This is a genomic window from Cognatishimia activa, from assembly GCF_017798205.1.
GTDB classification, from domain to species: Bacteria; Pseudomonadota; Alphaproteobacteria; order Rhodobacterales; family Rhodobacteraceae; genus Cognatishimia; species Cognatishimia activa_A.
This window is the reverse complement of sequence record NZ_CP060010.1, coordinates 3066081-3080894: the sequence shown is the minus strand read 5'-3', so window position 1 is coordinate 3080894 and position 14814 is coordinate 3066081. Positions and strand designations below refer to the sequence as shown.

Below are 14814 nucleotides of genomic sequence, written 5' to 3'. Positions count from 1 at the left end.
CGATCAGCTCTTCCAGATCCAGCCGCCGCCAAAAATCCGGCTGCCTTCGCTTTCGTAGAACACGCAAGCCTGCCCCGGAGACACGCCTTCCTCAGGTGTCAACAATTCGACTTCGGCGGTGGTATCCGACAGCGGCCGCAAGATCGCCTCACGCGGCGGACGGGTTGAACGCACCTTAACCGATACATGCCATTCGGATTTCGACGTAAAGGGCTCATCGCCCAGCCAGTTGATCTCGCGTACAGGCACGATCCGCGTGGCCAGCATGGACTTGGGGCCAACGATGACCTGCTTGGCATCGACATCCAGTTTCACCACATAAAGCGGCTCTTCAAGGCCACCGATTCCGAGGCCACGACGTTGTCCGATCGTGTAGTGGATGACTCCATTGTGCTGACCCAAAACGCGGCCCTCGGGATCGACGATATCGCCCGGCTCCGCTGCCCCTGGGCGCAGTTTCTCAATCACAGAGGCATAGTCACCATTGGGCACAAAACAGATGTCCTGGCTGTCAGGCTTGTCTGCCACGGCCAGCCCATATTCAGCGGCCAGTGCGCGGGTTGCGTCTTTGTCAGGCAGATGTCCCAGCGGAAAGCGCAGGTAATCGAGCTGTTCTGGCGTGGTCGAAAAGAGGAAGTAGCTCTGATCGCGCCGCGCGTCTTCGGCGGAATGCAGCTCGGCCCCATGTGCGCCCATTTTGCGCTGGATGTAGTGGCCTGTGGCCATGCAATCGGCGTCCAAATCCTTGGCCGTTTCCAAGAGATCCTTGAACTTCACGCGCTCATTGCAGCGGATGCAGGGCACAGGCGTTGCGCCGGCCAGATAGCTATCGGCAAATTCATCAATCACTGCGTCCTGAAAGATGTTTTCATAGTCCAGAACATAATGCGGAAAGCCTTTTTCCTCAGCCACACGGCGCGCGTCGTGAATGTCGATGCCTGCACAACACGCGCCCTTTTTCGCTAAAGCGGCGCCGTGGTCGTAAAGCTGCAGGGTCACGCCGACCACGTCATAGCCCTCATCGGCCAGTTTCGCGGCCACAACCGAGCTGTCCACGCCGCCTGACATCGCGACCACAACCCGGGTCTCGGAGGGTGGCTTTGCAAAGCCAAGGGAATTGACCGGATGATCCGTGAGGGCGTTCATTTGGGGCTCCGTTCAGGGCGAGAAAGAAAGGAATATAGGAAAATCCTAATTACTCTCAAGGGGCCGCTTCATGCGGCGTTAAGTGCGTTTTCCACATTCTGTCCTCGGACAAAAGAGGTGGGACCATGTTTTTGAAAAAAGTGAACGGCTTTCGCACGGTGAAATTGCCCAATGGCAAGGTGTTTTCGCAAGCAGATCTGCCGCCGAAAGGCACATCGCGCTGGGTGGCCTCGCGCAAGGCTGCCGTGGTGCGTGGGGTGGCCTACGGGCTGATTAGCAAGGATGAGGCACTGCGCCGCTATAACCTCAGCAATGAAGAGTTCGTGCAATGGTCGGTCGCGATCCACAAGCACGGAGAAGAGGCGCTCAAGACCACTGCGCTGCAAAAATTTAGACAACCGTAAAGCGAATTCTTCAGTTTTTGCTGCCTGTTAATTTGAAATTAACTTGTTTTTACACACAGTTGCGTAGCTGACCGTTCTCTATTCCCAGTTCTTTGGAGTTAAAGTTAATGCGCATTCTTTTAGTTGAAGACGATCCGACCACGACCAAAAGCATCGAAATGATGCTGAGCCACGCCAACCTGAACGTCTATTGCACACATCTTGGCGAAGAAGGCATCGATCTGGCCAAGCTCTATGACTATGACCTGATCCTTCTGGACCTTGGCTTGCCGGATATGGCCGGTCACGAAGTATTGCGTCAAATCCGCCGTGCACGCGTTGAGACGCCGATTCTTATTTTGTCGGGCGCGGACGATACGGAAAGCAAACTCAAGGGCTTTGGATTTGGCGCGGATGACTATCTGACGAAACCCTTCCATCGCGAGGAACTGGTGGCGCGTATTCATGCAATCATTCGCCGTTCGAAAGGTCATTCGCAGTCGATCATCAAAACCGGGCGCGTGTCGGTCAATCTGGATGCAAAGACCGCGGATGTGGATGGCGCTATCGTCCATCTGACGGGCAAGGAATATCAGATGCTCGAGCTTCTTTCGCTGCGCAAGGGCACGACCTTGACCAAGGAAATGTTCCTGAACCACCTATATGGCGGCATGGACGAGCCTGAGCTTAAGATTATCGACGTCTTTATCTGCAAGCTGCGCAAAAAGCTCTCTGAGGCCACGGGGGGTGAGAACTACATCGAAACGGTTTGGGGGCGGGGTTATGTGCTGCGCGACCCAGAGATTGTGGAAGCTCTCAAAGAGGATCGCGTAGCCATGCGTGCCTAGGCGTTTGCCGGTGCCTTTCGCGTTAGTCGTGGTACGAAAGATTGACGCGACATACCAGGAACCAACTGATCGACGGACCATTTCCAAAGTAGCCGGTGAATCAGGGTCGTCGCGAAACAATTTATTCTGGCTGGACGCAGGCTGGCACCCGATTTATCAAAAAGATAAATTCAGGAGCAGGTCCGGTGCAGCCAGAAAAAGACATCTCGACACTTTCCGCATCCGAGGCACGGGAAGAGCTTGCCCGCTTGGCCAAAGTCCTAGCGCAGGCAAACACGGACTATCACACGCTTGATGCACCAGAGCTGTCGGACGCCGAATACGACCGGCTCAAGCGGCGAAACGCGGCAATCGAGCGCGCGTTCCCGGATCTGAAACGCAGTGATAGCCCCAGCGAGCAGGTTGGGGCTGCGGTGGCTTCCGGGTTTTCCAAGGTCGAGCATGTTGTGCGCATGTTGTCGTTGGGCAATGCTTTCACAGACGAAGACGTGCAGGATTTTGACGGGCGGATCCGAAATTTTCTGGGACTGGCGGCGGATGCGCCTCTGAAGTTCACGGCCGAACCCAAAATCGACGGGCTTAGCCTGTCTTTGCGCTATGAAGGCGGTCAGCTTGTCCAAGCTGCAACCCGTGGTGACGGGGCGACGGGCGAAAATGTGACGGCCAATGCGCTGACGATGTCGGATATCCCGCAGCAGCTGACAGATGCTCCGGATGTGTTGGAAGTGCGCGGCGAAGTTTACATGGCGCATAGCGATTTCGAAGCGCTCAATGCCGCGCAAGAGGCCAAAGGCGACAAACCTTTCGCCAATCCGCGCAATGCGGCGGCTGGATCTTTGCGGCAATTGGATTCCGAGGTCACCAAATCTCGTCCGTTGCGGTTTTTTGCCTATGCTTGGGGGGATCTCTCGGCACCTTTGGCAAGCACGCAGATGGGAGCGATCAAACGGCTGGCAGAATTGGGGTTTGTGACCAATGATCTGACCAAATTATGTGACGGTCCCGCCGAGATGATTGCCCACTACAAAGACATCGAAGCGCAGCGCGCGTCACTGGGCTATGACATCGATGGGGTTGTCTACAAGGTGGATGAGCTTGCCTTGCAGGACCGACTCGGGTTCCGTTCGACCACGCCGCGTTGGGCGATTGCGCATAAATTCCCTGCAGAACTTGCCTGGACCACGCTTGAGACAATCGACATTCAGGTCGGACGCACGGGCGCGCTGTCTCCGGTGGCGCGGCTGAAGCCGGTGACTGTAGGGGGCGTCGTCGTCTCGAATGCGACGTTGCACAATGAGGACTATATCCGGGGTCTGGATAGCAAGGGCGCCGAGATCCGGGGCGGTAAAGACATTCGCGAAGGTGATTGGGTTCAGGTCTATCGCGCGGGGGATGTCATTCCGAAAGTGGCAGATGTGGACCTGTCCAAGCGGCCTGCTGATGCAACGCCCTATGTCTTTCCCACTCTTTGCCCTGAATGCGGTTCAGAGGCCGTGCGTGAAGAAGGTGATGCCGTAAGGCGATGCACAGGCGGCATGATTTGCCCGGCTCAAGCGATTGAGAAACTGAAACATTTTGTGTCTCGTAAGGCGTTCGATATCGAGGGGCTTGGCGCGAAGCAAATCGAGATGTTCTTTGATGATCCTGATCTGCCTGTGCGGACACCTGCGGATATTTTCAGGCTGGAAGGCCGAGACGCTGGCAATTTGACCAAGCTCAAGAACCGCAAAGGCTGGGGGGATCAAAGCGCGGCCAATCTCTTTGCCGCCATCAACGAAAAACGCAATATCGGCTTTGGCCGCGCGCTGTTTGCTTTGGGAATCCGGCACGTCGGAGAGGCGGCGTCTAACTTGATCGCCAATCACTACGGCGACTGGCAGAGTTTTGAGGCCGCTGTCACGGCTGCCGCTCAGTTTGAGGGTCCCGAATGGGAAGACCTCTTGGCGATGGACGGCATCGGAGAGGTCATGGCGCGGTCTTTGGTCACGGCTTTCGCACAAGACAAAGAGCGCGCGGTGATTGACGAACTCGTTGCGCAATTGTCGATCCAGTCCGCCGAGAAACCAAAAGCAGAGGGCAGCCCCGTCGCGGGCAAAACAGTCGTCTTTACCGGCAAGTTGGAAAAGATGACGCGGGACGAAGCCAAGGCGCGGGCAGAGCGGTTGGGCGCGAAGGTCGCGGGTTCTGTGTCGAAGAAAACAGACTTATTGGTGGCCGGTCCAGGCGCTGGATCCAAAGCGAAGAAAGCCGCTGATTTGGGCGTGGACACCATCGACGAAGATGCCTGGCTTGCGCTGGTCGAAGGTCTGTGAGCAGTCGTCCGGAAATCCTGTTTCCGCTCTTTGGAGCCTTGACCAAGCTGGAAGGCGTGGGGCCAAAGATCGCGCAAAACATGGCGGGGCTTGGGGTGGAAAAGCCGCGCGACCTGTTGTTTTCATTACCCTATTCTCTGGTGGATCGCCGTCGTCGCGAGACGATCCAAGGCGCGGATCTGCCCGGGATTGTAACGGTCGAAGTGGAAATCGGCACACATCGGCCCCCCCGGAACCGCAATGGCGCTTACCGGGTGACGGTGCAGGACGCCAAGACGTCCTTTCAGCTCGTGTTTTTTCACGCGCGTGGAGATTATCTTAAGAAACAGCTGCCAGAAGGCTCTGTGCGACTGGTGTCTGGACGGGTCGAGCTGTTTGATGGCGTCGGGCAAATGGTGCATCCAGACCATATGGTGCCCGTGGAGGACGCCGGTCAAATCCCAGAGTTTGAGCCGGTTTATCCGCTGACTGCAGGGGTTACGCAGAAGGTGATGACCAAGGCCGCGCGCTCGGCGGTCGCGACCGCGCCCTTGCTCGCAGAATGGATCGATCCGGCGCAAAAGGACAAGGCCGGATGGCCAGACTGGCGGGATGCCATCGAGGCCGCGCATAACCCGCAAGCGTTGGGTGAGATCTCGGCGACCGCGCCAGCACGGGAACGCTTGGCCTATGATGAATTTCTGGCCCACCAGTTAACGTTGGCCCTTGCGCGCCAACAAACCCGCCGCGCGCGGGGTATCGAAAGCCACGCCAATGGGCGTCTGCAGTCCAAAGTTCTTCAGGCTTTGCCTTATCGGCCGACGGGCGCGCAAACCCGCGCGATTTCAGAAATTTCCGACGATATGGCGCGGCCGGTGCGGATGAACCGCTTGCTGCAGGGCGATGTAGGGGCAGGTAAAACTCTGGTCGCCTTTATGTCGCTCTTGGTGGCGATCGAGGCGGGTGGACAGGGCGTCATGATGGCTCCGACAGAGATCTTGGCACGGCAGCATATGGAAGGGTTGCAGCCTTTGGCCGAGCAGGCTGGCGTGGTTGTCGAAATCTTAACAGGGCGCGACAAAGGTAAAGACCGCGCGGCGAAACTGGCGGCGCTGGAACGGGGAGACATTCATATTTTGGTGGGCACCCATGCGGTGTTTCAGGCCGACGTGAATTTCAAAGACCTGCGGCTTGCCATCGTTGATGAACAACATCGCTTTGGCGTGCGCCAGAGGCTGGAACTGGGCAAAAAGGGCGCGGCAGCCGATGTTTTGGTGATGACGGCGACGCCAATCCCGCGCTCGCTGGCGTTAGCGCAATATGGCGATATGGACGTGTCGGTGCTGGATGAAAAACCCCCAGGACGGCAGCCGATTCAGACGGTGATGGTGTCGGACGAACGGATCTCTGAGGTGGTCGAGCGCCTGCGAAAGGCTGTTCACGAAGGTAAACAGGCCTATTGGGTCTGTCCTCTGGTGGACGAAAGCGAGGTTCTGGATCTGACGGCCGCAGAAGAGCGGTTCAAACACCTGCGCGCGACGCTGGGCGAGGGCGTTGTGGGCCTTGTGCATGGTCAAATGCCGCCGGCAGAAAAAGACGCGGCCATGAAGGCGTTTCAGAATGGCGAAACCCAGATCCTTGTGGCGACCACGGTGATTGAGGTCGGCGTCGACGTGCCCAAGGCCACGATCATGGTGATTGAACGGGCCGAGATCTTTGGGTTGGCGCAGCTGCACCAGTTGCGGGGACGGGTTGGACGCGGCTCAGAGGCCTCAACCTGTCTGTTGCTGTATCAATCGCCACTCAGTGAAAGCGGCACCAAGCGGCTGACCGTGATGCGCGAGACTAATGACGGGTTTCGGATTGCCGAGACCGATCTAGAGATGCGCGGGGCAGGGGATTTGATTGGGACGGCGCAGTCCGGCGTGCCTCGGTTCAGAATCGCTGACATGGAATCACAGGCGCATTTGATGCAAATTGCGCAAACGGACGCGCGAAAACTGTTAAATGACGATCCCGATTTAACCACGGACCGTGGACAGGCTGCGCGTGTTCTTTTGTGGCTGATGGAACAAGATCAAGCGATCCGTTTGATTTCAGTGGGTTAGCCGTTAAACGTTCCCATATTCACAAAATGTTCTCAAATGTTCTTATTTAGTTCTTTACACGACTCGCTAAAAATGAGAACAAATGAGCAACAAATAATTCTGAGTGCAGGAGAGCCCGATGCTTCGTCAAATCAAGTCCGCGATCCAAAATTCCCAGTCCACGCTGCTGCAAGACGCAGTTGGTGCCGCGTCTCTTGTCGTGATGATGCTCGTGGCTCTGCACGTTCCCGGTTTTGTTTAATTTTATCTGCCTGCGGTTCTCATTTTGATGTTTCCGCGTAGCCTGTCCCCGCTTGCTGCGCATTGACTGTCACTGCCTGAAAGTCTTTGGGTTTGCCTCACATCAGCCCGTCTGAAACGTCGTTTCCATTGCAGAGAACACGCGACTTTCGCCGCCGTCTTCCCCGAGACGTGCGGCGATTTTTTTTGTCTTGCTGTGAAGATTGCGGTCAGGCGCAGGCGGATTGCTCAGCCTGATCGATGGCTTCGAGCGTGGCTTCAAGGGCGAGCATGATCGACGCGTGGCGGTTTTTATAGTCGCGGGCCGGGCGCAGCACTTCGAGGTCTTCGAAAGGGGCCGCGGGGGCGGGGCCGTCGTTTTTCAGCATGTCTTTCAAAGCGTCACGCGCGGTTTCGATCTCGGCGCGAGACAGGCCCACCACATGCGCGCCCACCACTGAGGCCGCTGCTTGACCCAAAGCGCAGGCCTTAACATCCTGACCATATTCGGAAATTTTATCGTCTTGCAGGATCACATCGACGGTTATTGTTGACCCACAGAGCGGCGAGCGTTTCTTGACCGTCGCATGCGGATCCGCCAAACGCTCCGTGCGCGGCATGTCGGCGGCCAGCGCTAGAATGCGCCCAGAATAGAGTTTGATCAGATCGGTATCGCCAGACATCAGGTCTTTCCTTTTCGCCGCCAGTCTTAGATAGAGTTCCTACACCCAAATGCAAAGAGGCGCCTCATGGCTTTCGACCCGAAAACGCTGAAGTACGACGCAAATGGCCTGATCCCTGCGATTGCGCAGGATGCCACCAGCCATGAGGTCTTGATGATGGCGTGGATGAATGAGGAATCCGTCAAGCGGACGCTGGAAACGGGGCGGGTGACCTATTGGTCTAGGTCACGGCAGTCGTTTTGGATCAAGGGCGAGACAAGCGGGCATACGCAGGAATTGGTCGATTTCCGCTATGACTGCGATCAGGATTGTATCCTTGTGCTGATTAACCAGACTGGGGCGGCCTGTCACACCATGCGACGCAGTTGTTTTTACACAGCGGTTCGGGACGGCGAAGAGATTGAGCTTATGAAGCCAATGCATGACTGCGACGACCACTAGGGTGTCAGACCGACCATTTCGATGACATCTTCTGGCGTTGCGCCGTCGGCGCGATAGGTGGCTATGGCGCGGGCGTCGTCTCGTTTGGCGAGCCGCTTTCCGGCATCGTCGCGGATCAGGTCGTGGTGATGGTAGTCGGGTGTAGAAAGGCCCAGAAGCTTCTGTAATAGAACGTGAATTTGGGTGGCTTCCCAAAGGTCCGCGCCGCGCGTGACCTGGGTAATGCCCTGATCTGCGTCATCCACGACCACCGCAAGATGATAGCTGGCGGCCATGCCTTTGCGCACAAGGATGATATCCCCGACGGTCTCGACAAGCTGAGCGGCCTCCAAGCGATGCGCGCCAGCAAAGAGCGCGCCCTGTTCGACAAAGCTTAGCTCTGTCAGGCCTTCAACAGCCTTCGCCATATTCAGGCGGATTGCGTGATCCTGAGGCTCTGGAAACGCGCGCGCACGACAGGTCCCTGGGTAGATCCGCCCGTCAGGGCCAAACTGCGGCACACCTTCCTGAGGCGCACCGGCTGCCGCCTCAATATCCGCGCGGCGGCAAATGCAGGGATAGGTCAAATCCGCTTCGGTTAACTTAGCAACCGCGCGTGCATAGGCCTTCGTGCGTTCCGATTGACGCATTACGGGGCGGGGCCAAGATAGGCCCAACCACGCGAGGTCATCATAGATCTGATCTTCCCAATGCGTCCGGCTGCGGGATTGATCGATATCCTCGATCCGCAACAGCAACTCTCCACCATGTACGCGCGCTTCTTGGGCCGCGATCAAGGCGGAATAGGCGTGTCCCAGATGCAAAGGACCAGTCGGGGAAGGCGCAAATCGCGTTCTAAAAGTCAAACTTTCTCAACGACATAGACATAAGAGGTCATGCCCTTGCCGGGCAGGTGGTCGCCCAACTCTCGGAACAAGAGCCGCGCGCTACCGCCGTCGAGATAATCGTTCAGACGGGCTTCGTAAATACGTTCTTTGATGGCTTTGTCGTTATAGGACAGCACGAGTTTCCCGCCCGAGGGCAAAAGATCCACTACTGTGTCCAACAAGGACACGGGCGCGGCGCCGACGCCGATGACACCGATGCAGGCGATGACCTCATAGCTGCCGGGCTCGATGTCCATCTCTTCGCCCTGCATATGAATGGCCGTCTTGTAGACACCCTTGCGTTTGGCGATGGCAAGCATCTCGGCCGAGGGGTCGATGCCGTCAATGTTGGTGTAGCCGACTTTGGCCAAAGCCTCGCCAGAGAGGCCGGTGCCACAGCCAACGTCCAGAATCTTGGTCTCTGGGTTGGGCAAGAACTGCCAAAGCGCATCCGCACAGCGGGATGGGGTGAGATAGCCGTTGTCGGTGACTTCGGCGTCATAGGTGGACGCCCAGTCGTCATAGAATTCTTCGACGTCGCTGGCGGTGTCCAGATTGTAAACGGAGTCCAAAAACTTCTTTGTCATAGCGTAAGTAAAGCGCGTGAAAGCGCTTACGTCTATGATTTCTTGGTCGGCTACGCGAAAGAGCGCATCAGGATTGCGCGTTCAGCCAGTCTTGCCAGTCGATTTTTGCGCGATCCGTATAGGCCTTATAGCGGTCTTTGCGCCCGCGACGTCCGCCTTTGAGGCCCTCGACCGGATGGAACAGACCAAAGTTCACATTCATCGGCTGGAAGGTCTTCGCCTCAGCCCCGCCGGTGATGTGATGGACCAGAGCACCCATGGCGGAGTTCGCAGGCGCGGTTTCCATCGGTTTGCCAAGGATCTCTGCTGCCGCCAAACGGCCCGCCAAAAGCCCCATGGCAGCGCTTTCCACATAGCCTTCGACGCCTGTGATTTGGCCTGCAAAGCGGATATGCGGTTTGCTTTTAAGCCGCATTTGATTGTCCAAAAGCGTCGGCGAATTGATGAAGGTATTGCGGTGAATGCCACCCAGACGCGCAAAGCTCGCGTCCTCAAGGCCGGGGATCATGCGCAGTACTTCGGTCTGCGCGCCGTATTTCATTTTGGTTTGGAAACCCACGATATTATAGAGCGTTCCCAAAGCGTTATCACGACGAAGTTGAACCACGGCGTAGGGTTTGTTGTCGGGATCATGCGCGTTCGTAAGGCCCACTGGCTTCATCGGGCCAAAACGCAAAGTCTCGCGGCCGCGCTCGGCCATGACTTCGATCGGCAGACAACCGTCAAAGTATCCAGCAGTTTCGCCTTCGTGGAATTCGGTTTTGTCAGCCGTCTCAAGCGCGTCGATGAAGGCCTCGTACTGCTCATATGTCATCGGGCAGTTGAGGTAGGCCTTGCGTTCTTCTTCGGTATCGCCCTTGTCATATCGAGACTGCAACCAGGCGACGTCCATATTGATGCTCTCAGCATAGACAATCGGGGCGATGGCATCAAAGAACGCCAAAGCATCGGCGCCGGTTTCGGCCTGAATGGCGGCGCCAAGACCGGCTGACGTCAGAGGGCCCGTTGCGATGATCCAATGGCCGTCTTGGGGCAGCTCGGTGATTTCACCGTATTCCACCGAAATATTAGGATGCGCGGTCAGCGCCTCCGTTACACTTTCCGCAAAAGGATCCCGGTCTACCGCCAAAGCTCCGCCCGCAGGCAGGCGATGTTTGTCGGCCATGGCCATGATCAGCCCGTTGGCCGCGCGCATTTCCCAGTGCAAAAGGCCAACCGCGTTTTGTTCGTCGTCATCGGAGCGGAAAGAGTTTGAGCACACCATCTCGGCCAGATGTCCAGTGCGATGGGCAAAGGTCTCGACCTTGGGGCGCATCTCGTGGATCACCACGTTGACGCCCATATTCGCCGCCTGCCAGGCCGCTTCCGATCCGGCCATGCCGCCGCCGATGATATGCAATGTCTCTGTCATGAGGCGCAGATAGGCCAGAAGCGGTGCAAAGGGAAGGGCATGCGCCAGCGCAATGCGGTTTTGGTCGTGATTTCGGGGGGCTAAAACACATTTGGGTCGCTGAGGCAGGAATGTCGAGGTCAGAGAGAGTTGACCTTGGAGGGACCTTCCACCGTTCAGCGACCCAATGAAGCGTCTGAAAATCTTATGCCAGAAAACGCGGGCTGATTCCAGAGAAATTGCAGAAATTAGGGCAGGAATATGCCGACTTGTGCCGAAATGTGTCCAATCTTGGCGATGCCCCTAATTTATTGTCCCAGAACGAACAATTCTCTGAAATTCCGCCTATCTAAAAGGCCCGATGACGCCGAACACGCCTTAATTCTGCCGTGACGTCACGGATTTGGACGCTTGAGTCTCTGGCCTTGGGGCGAAAAGAATTGTGAAACACGTATGAGGCACAACATGACCCCGGTGATTTCCAAAGAAGAGCTGTCAGAGTATCTGGCCGAGGTGTTTCCTCAGGTTTGGTCTCAGTTTGAGATTATGGAAATGGATGGGCGACATACGGTTATGAAGCTGAAGGTGAATGATCGTCACATTCGCCCGGGTGGGACTGTGTCTGGGCCTGCGATGTTCGGGTTGGCGGATGTGTCGGCTTATGTGGCGACTTTGGCGGTTGTCGGACGTAAGGCTTTGGCGGTGACAACCAGTTGCTCTATCGACTTCATGCGCAAGCCCGAGGCGGGCAAGGATCTGATTGCGCATGCCGAGCTTTTGAAACACGGCAAGGCGTTGACGGTTACAGATGTGCGTCTGCGTTCTGAAGGGTCGGATGATTTGGTCGCGCGGGCCTCGTTGACTTATTCTGTCCCGCCAGTGAAATCCTAAAGAAAAGGGCCGGTCTGTGCCGGCCCTTTGTGTTTCACGCTTCCCAATAACGTTTTCTGACTTCGTCGCGGGCTTGCTCTGGCGTGATGCCGATGTCATGCAACTCGGCGTTCTCAAGCCGCGCCAGCGCCTTTCGGGTGCGCACACGCCGATCCCAAACCGTCACGGTCGCTGCAAAGGCAATCGCCCATTGCGCAAAGACCGGAAGAGGCTGGGTCGCTGCGGTTTGAGTAAGTTGCGTCAGTTGCAGTGTGGACGTCCGTGACATGGGGATCTCCTTTATTGTGTCGGTGGTCCAGAAATTGTATTGGTACAATTGGGTGATTGTATTGCTGTATTTGTACAATTACGGTGACAATAACCCGAGGAGATTATTGTGACTGATACAATTTGGCCGCCTGATTTCGCGAATATTTCGGAATCTAAGTACATTGTACTAATACAATCCCTGCGCGCAGCGGTGCGATCCGGGGAATTGTCTGTCGGGTTCAAGCTGCCGCCAGTGCGGGAATTGGCCTGGCAACTCGGGATCACGCCGGGCACCGTCGCGCGGGCCTATAAGATGGCGGTCGAAGAGGGGCTCGTGGAAACAACGGTCGGGCGGGGCACTTTTGTGTCCGAAGGCGAACGCGCGGAGCCTGTGGTCGAGGAGTCCTTGGTCTCGGTTTATCAGGACACAGATCTCAATATGCGCGGCGTCAAAGTGCCTGAGGTCGGGCAAGATGCTTCGATCCGGCAGATCATGCGGCAGTTGGGGGGAGAGATTGGTCAGAACTATGTGGACTGCCCGACACCTGACAGCGATTTGGCCGCGCGGCAGGCGGTGGTCGATTGGATCGGCCCGGATCGGGTTGGGCGTCTCTCTGCGGATGATATCGTCTTGGGGCTTGGTGCGCAGCATTCCGTCATAATGACGTTGCAGGCCTGCCTTTATGGCCCGAACCCTGTGATCCTGACCGAAGACCTTGGCTACCCCGGTATCCGCCACGCGGCGCGACTTTTGCGCGCGCAGGCTGTGGGCGTAAAAATGGATCAAGACGGGATGCGCCCGGATTTGCTGGAAGAGGCCTTGCGTCAGCACGGTGGTCAGGCGCTTGTGACCGTCGCGGAAACCCATAGCCCCACCACCATTCGCGCGTCGGAAACGCGCCGCCAAGAGATCGCAGAGATCGCACGGCGTTATCAGCTGCAAATCATCGAGGACGATTGCTATTGTGTTTGTCGCACTGACCGTCCGACTTATCGCGCGATTGTACCAGAGCGAGCGTGGTATGTGTCGTCGCTGACCAAATCGGTTTCAGCAGCGGTGCGCTTTGGCTATGTGGCCTGCGCGACGGGCAAGGCCTCGGTTGCGCGGCAAGTGGCGCAGAGCACGTTTTACGGCCTCCCTACGCCGATCTTGGACCTCTGTACCGAATTGCTCACGTCAGGAGAGGCTGAACGGTTGCGGCGACTGACCTCTGCCAAAACCGAAGAACTGGTGAAGATCGCCGTCAATATTCTGGGCAAATGGGACATCCGCTGGCGCAAAGAAGTACCGTTTATCTGGCTGCGTTTGCCGCAGGGCTGGAGGGGGTCGACATTTACGGCTGCCTGCGCCGCTGAAAAGATCGGGATCAAGTCTGCGGATGAGTTTGCCTTACAGGACGGGCAAGCACCAAATGCCGTGCGCATTGGGATAAACCCACAGATTCCCCAAGCTGAATTTGAACGCGCGCTGCGTCGTATGTCCGAAATGCTGGAAAATCCGCCCAATTCGGTAGATGTCTGATGGGGTAAAATAATACCTATTTTGTAACACCTTGAAATCGTGTGCATATTTCGCACCTTGTGCGCTTGACTGTGCATTTCCACCCTTTATAACCCGCCCATCGCTTAACAAGCGCGTCGGACTCGTTCGGCGCTGCTACCAAATATCAGGTAGAACCACATGAAAACCTTCTCTGCTACTCCAGCAGACATCGACAAGAAGTGGATCATCATCGACGCCGAGGGCGTGGTGCTGGGCCGTTTGGCGTCGATCGTTGCTATGCGCCTGCGCGGCAAGCACAAGGCGTCTTTCACTCCGCATATGGATTGCGGCGACAACGTCATCATCATCAACGCTGAAAAAGTTCAGATGACCGGCAAGAAACGCACGGACAAGAACTATTACTGGCACACTGGCCACCCAGGCGGCATCAAGTCCCGTACTGCAGGCGAGCTGCTGGAAGGCAAGTACCCAGAGCGCGTTGTGACCGCAGCGGTAAAGCGCATGCTGCCGGGCAACCGTCTGTCCCGCCAGATCATGACCAACCTGCGTGTCTATGCTGGCTCCGAGCACCCACATGAGGCGCAATCGCCAGAAGTGCTGGATGTGAAATCCATGAACTCCAAGAACACCCGGAGCTAATCATGACTGATCAAGTGAATTCCCTCGAAGAGCTGAACGCCGTAGCCGGCGAAGAGGCTGCTGTGGTCGAGCTGGCCCCACGTGAGCCTGTTCGTGACGAGCTGGGCCGTTCCTATGCGACCGGCAAACGTAAAGATGCGGTTGCCCGCGTTTGGATCAAACCAGGTTCCGGCAAGGTCGAAGTCAACGGCAAGCCAATGAACGAATACTTCGCACGCCCTGTGCTGCAGATGATCCTGGCTCAGCCGTTCACTGTTGCTGGCGTTGAAGGCGAGTTTGACGTTTACGCAACCGTTAAGGGCGGCGGTCTGTCCGGCCAAGCGGGTGCGGTGAAGCACGGTATCTCTAAAGCTCTGCAGCTTTATGAACCATCCCTGCGTGGCGCTCTGAAAGCCGCTGGCTTCCTGACACGTGACTCGCGTGTTGTTGAACGTAAGAAGTTCGGTAAGCGTAAAGCGCGTCGTTCCTTCCAGTTCTCCAAGCGTTAATCGCCTGGGTCTATGTTTTCGGAAAGGGCTGCCTTCGGGCGGCCCTTTTTGTTTTGGGTGATGGATGATTTGGCTGGGGGC

The 14814-nt window shown here is 56.8% G+C and carries 16 protein-coding genes; 10 read left to right on the top strand and 6 right to left on the bottom strand.

Translation table 11 applies throughout. The annotated features are described in order from the left end of the window. Positions 1 to 3: 3 nt before the first annotated feature. The gene (mnmA, locus tag HZ995_RS15235; protein ID WP_209356502.1) at positions 4 to 1146 is read right to left on the bottom strand and encodes a tRNA 2-thiouridine(34) synthase MnmA; all 1143 of its coding nucleotides are present in this window, start codon (positions 1144 to 1146) and stop codon (positions 4 to 6) included. A 125-nt stretch (positions 1147 to 1271) separates the two neighbouring features. Between mnmA and HZ995_RS15230 the strand changes: the two genes are divergently transcribed. The 5 genes from HZ995_RS15230 to HZ995_RS16165 all read left to right on the top strand — a co-directional run bounded on the left by HZ995_RS15230 (position 1272) and on the right by HZ995_RS16165 (position 7017). Then, entirely contained in the window at positions 1272 to 1550 is a 279-nt protein-coding gene (locus HZ995_RS15230; protein WP_209356501.1) for a DUF1153 domain-containing protein, read from the top strand. A 107-nt stretch (positions 1551 to 1657) separates the two neighbouring features. Continuing rightward, positions 1658 to 2377, top strand: a complete 720-nt coding sequence (gene ctrA / locus HZ995_RS15225; RefSeq protein ID WP_209356500.1) for a response regulator transcription factor CtrA — start codon at positions 1658 to 1660, stop codon at positions 2375 to 2377. A gap of 185 nt (positions 2378 to 2562) precedes the next feature. Further along, positions 2563 to 4689, top strand: coding sequence for an NAD-dependent DNA ligase LigA (gene ligA, locus HZ995_RS15220; RefSeq protein WP_209356499.1), 2127 nt, complete (start codon positions 2563 to 2565; stop codon positions 4687 to 4689). Then, entirely contained in the window at positions 4686 to 6776 is a 2091-nt protein-coding gene (gene recG, locus HZ995_RS15215; RefSeq protein WP_209356498.1) for an ATP-dependent DNA helicase RecG, read from the top strand. Before ligA ends, recG begins: the two co-directional genes overlap by 4 nt. 118 nt (positions 6777 to 6894) lie before the next feature. Next, the gene (locus HZ995_RS16165; RefSeq protein ID WP_280719817.1) at positions 6895 to 7017 is read left to right on the top strand and encodes a hypothetical protein; all 123 of its coding nucleotides are present in this window, start codon (positions 6895 to 6897) and stop codon (positions 7015 to 7017) included. Positions 7018 to 7225: 208 nt separating this feature from the next. Here the strand turns inward: HZ995_RS16165 and HZ995_RS15210 are convergent, their stop codons facing one another. Continuing rightward, the gene (locus HZ995_RS15210; RefSeq protein WP_209356497.1) at positions 7226 to 7678 is read right to left on the bottom strand and encodes an iron-sulfur cluster assembly scaffold protein; all 453 of its coding nucleotides are present in this window, start codon (positions 7676 to 7678) and stop codon (positions 7226 to 7228) included. A 66-nt stretch (positions 7679 to 7744) separates the two neighbouring features. On the opposite strand from HZ995_RS15210, the gene hisI reads away from it, so the two are divergent. Then, positions 7745 to 8119, top strand: a complete 375-nt coding sequence (gene hisI / locus HZ995_RS15205) for a phosphoribosyl-AMP cyclohydrolase (RefSeq protein ID WP_209356496.1) — start codon at positions 7745 to 7747, stop codon at positions 8117 to 8119. Here the strand turns inward: hisI and gluQRS are convergent. The 3 genes from gluQRS to trmFO all read right to left on the bottom strand — a co-directional run bounded on the left by gluQRS (position 8116) and on the right by trmFO (position 10983). After that, positions 8116 to 8964, bottom strand: a complete 849-nt coding sequence (gluQRS, locus tag HZ995_RS15200; RefSeq protein ID WP_209356495.1) for a tRNA glutamyl-Q(34) synthetase GluQRS — start codon at positions 8962 to 8964, stop codon at positions 8116 to 8118. The genes hisI and gluQRS overlap by 4 nt on opposite strands. Then, positions 8961 to 9572 carry a class I SAM-dependent DNA methyltransferase gene (locus HZ995_RS15195; RefSeq protein ID WP_209356494.1) on the bottom strand — a complete coding sequence of 204 codons (612 nt, stop codon included), beginning with the start codon at positions 9570 to 9572 and terminating at the stop codon, positions 8961 to 8963. The genes gluQRS and HZ995_RS15195 overlap by 4 nt, the downstream gene beginning before the upstream one ends. A 67-nt stretch (positions 9573 to 9639) precedes the next feature. Next, entirely contained in the window at positions 9640 to 10983 is a 1344-nt protein-coding gene (trmFO, locus tag HZ995_RS15190) for a methylenetetrahydrofolate--tRNA-(uracil(54)-C(5))-methyltransferase (FADH(2)-oxidizing) TrmFO (protein WP_209356493.1), read from the bottom strand. Positions 10984 to 11427: 444 nt separating this feature from the next. Between trmFO and HZ995_RS15185 the strand changes: the two genes are divergently transcribed. Beyond that, positions 11428 to 11853, top strand: a complete 426-nt coding sequence (locus tag HZ995_RS15185) for a PaaI family thioesterase (protein ID WP_209356492.1) — start codon at positions 11428 to 11430, stop codon at positions 11851 to 11853. A gap of 34 nt (positions 11854 to 11887) precedes the next feature. Here HZ995_RS15185 and HZ995_RS15180 read toward each other — a convergent pair whose 3' ends face one another. Beyond that, the gene (locus HZ995_RS15180) at positions 11888 to 12121 is read right to left on the bottom strand and encodes a DUF1127 domain-containing protein (protein WP_209356491.1); all 234 of its coding nucleotides are present in this window, start codon (positions 12119 to 12121) and stop codon (positions 11888 to 11890) included. Between the two features lie 108 nt (positions 12122 to 12229). On the opposite strand from HZ995_RS15180, the gene HZ995_RS15175 reads away from it, so the two are divergent. The 3 genes from HZ995_RS15175 to rpsI all read left to right on the top strand — a co-directional run bounded on the left by HZ995_RS15175 (position 12230) and on the right by rpsI (position 14733). Beyond that, positions 12230 to 13624, top strand: coding sequence for a PLP-dependent aminotransferase family protein (locus HZ995_RS15175; protein ID WP_245168687.1), 1395 nt, complete (start codon positions 12230 to 12232; stop codon positions 13622 to 13624). Positions 13625 to 13783: 159 nt separating this feature from the next. Then, positions 13784 to 14245: a 50S ribosomal protein L13 gene (gene rplM / locus HZ995_RS15170; RefSeq protein ID WP_209356490.1), complete on the top strand. Its 462-nt coding sequence runs from the start codon at positions 13784 to 13786 to the stop codon at positions 14243 to 14245. A 2-nt stretch (positions 14246 to 14247) separates the two neighbouring features. Continuing rightward, a complete protein-coding gene (gene rpsI / locus HZ995_RS15165; RefSeq protein WP_209356489.1) occupies positions 14248 to 14733 on the top strand; it encodes a 30S ribosomal protein S9 in 486 nt (161 codons plus the stop codon). Positions 14734 to 14814: the final 81 nt, after the last annotated feature.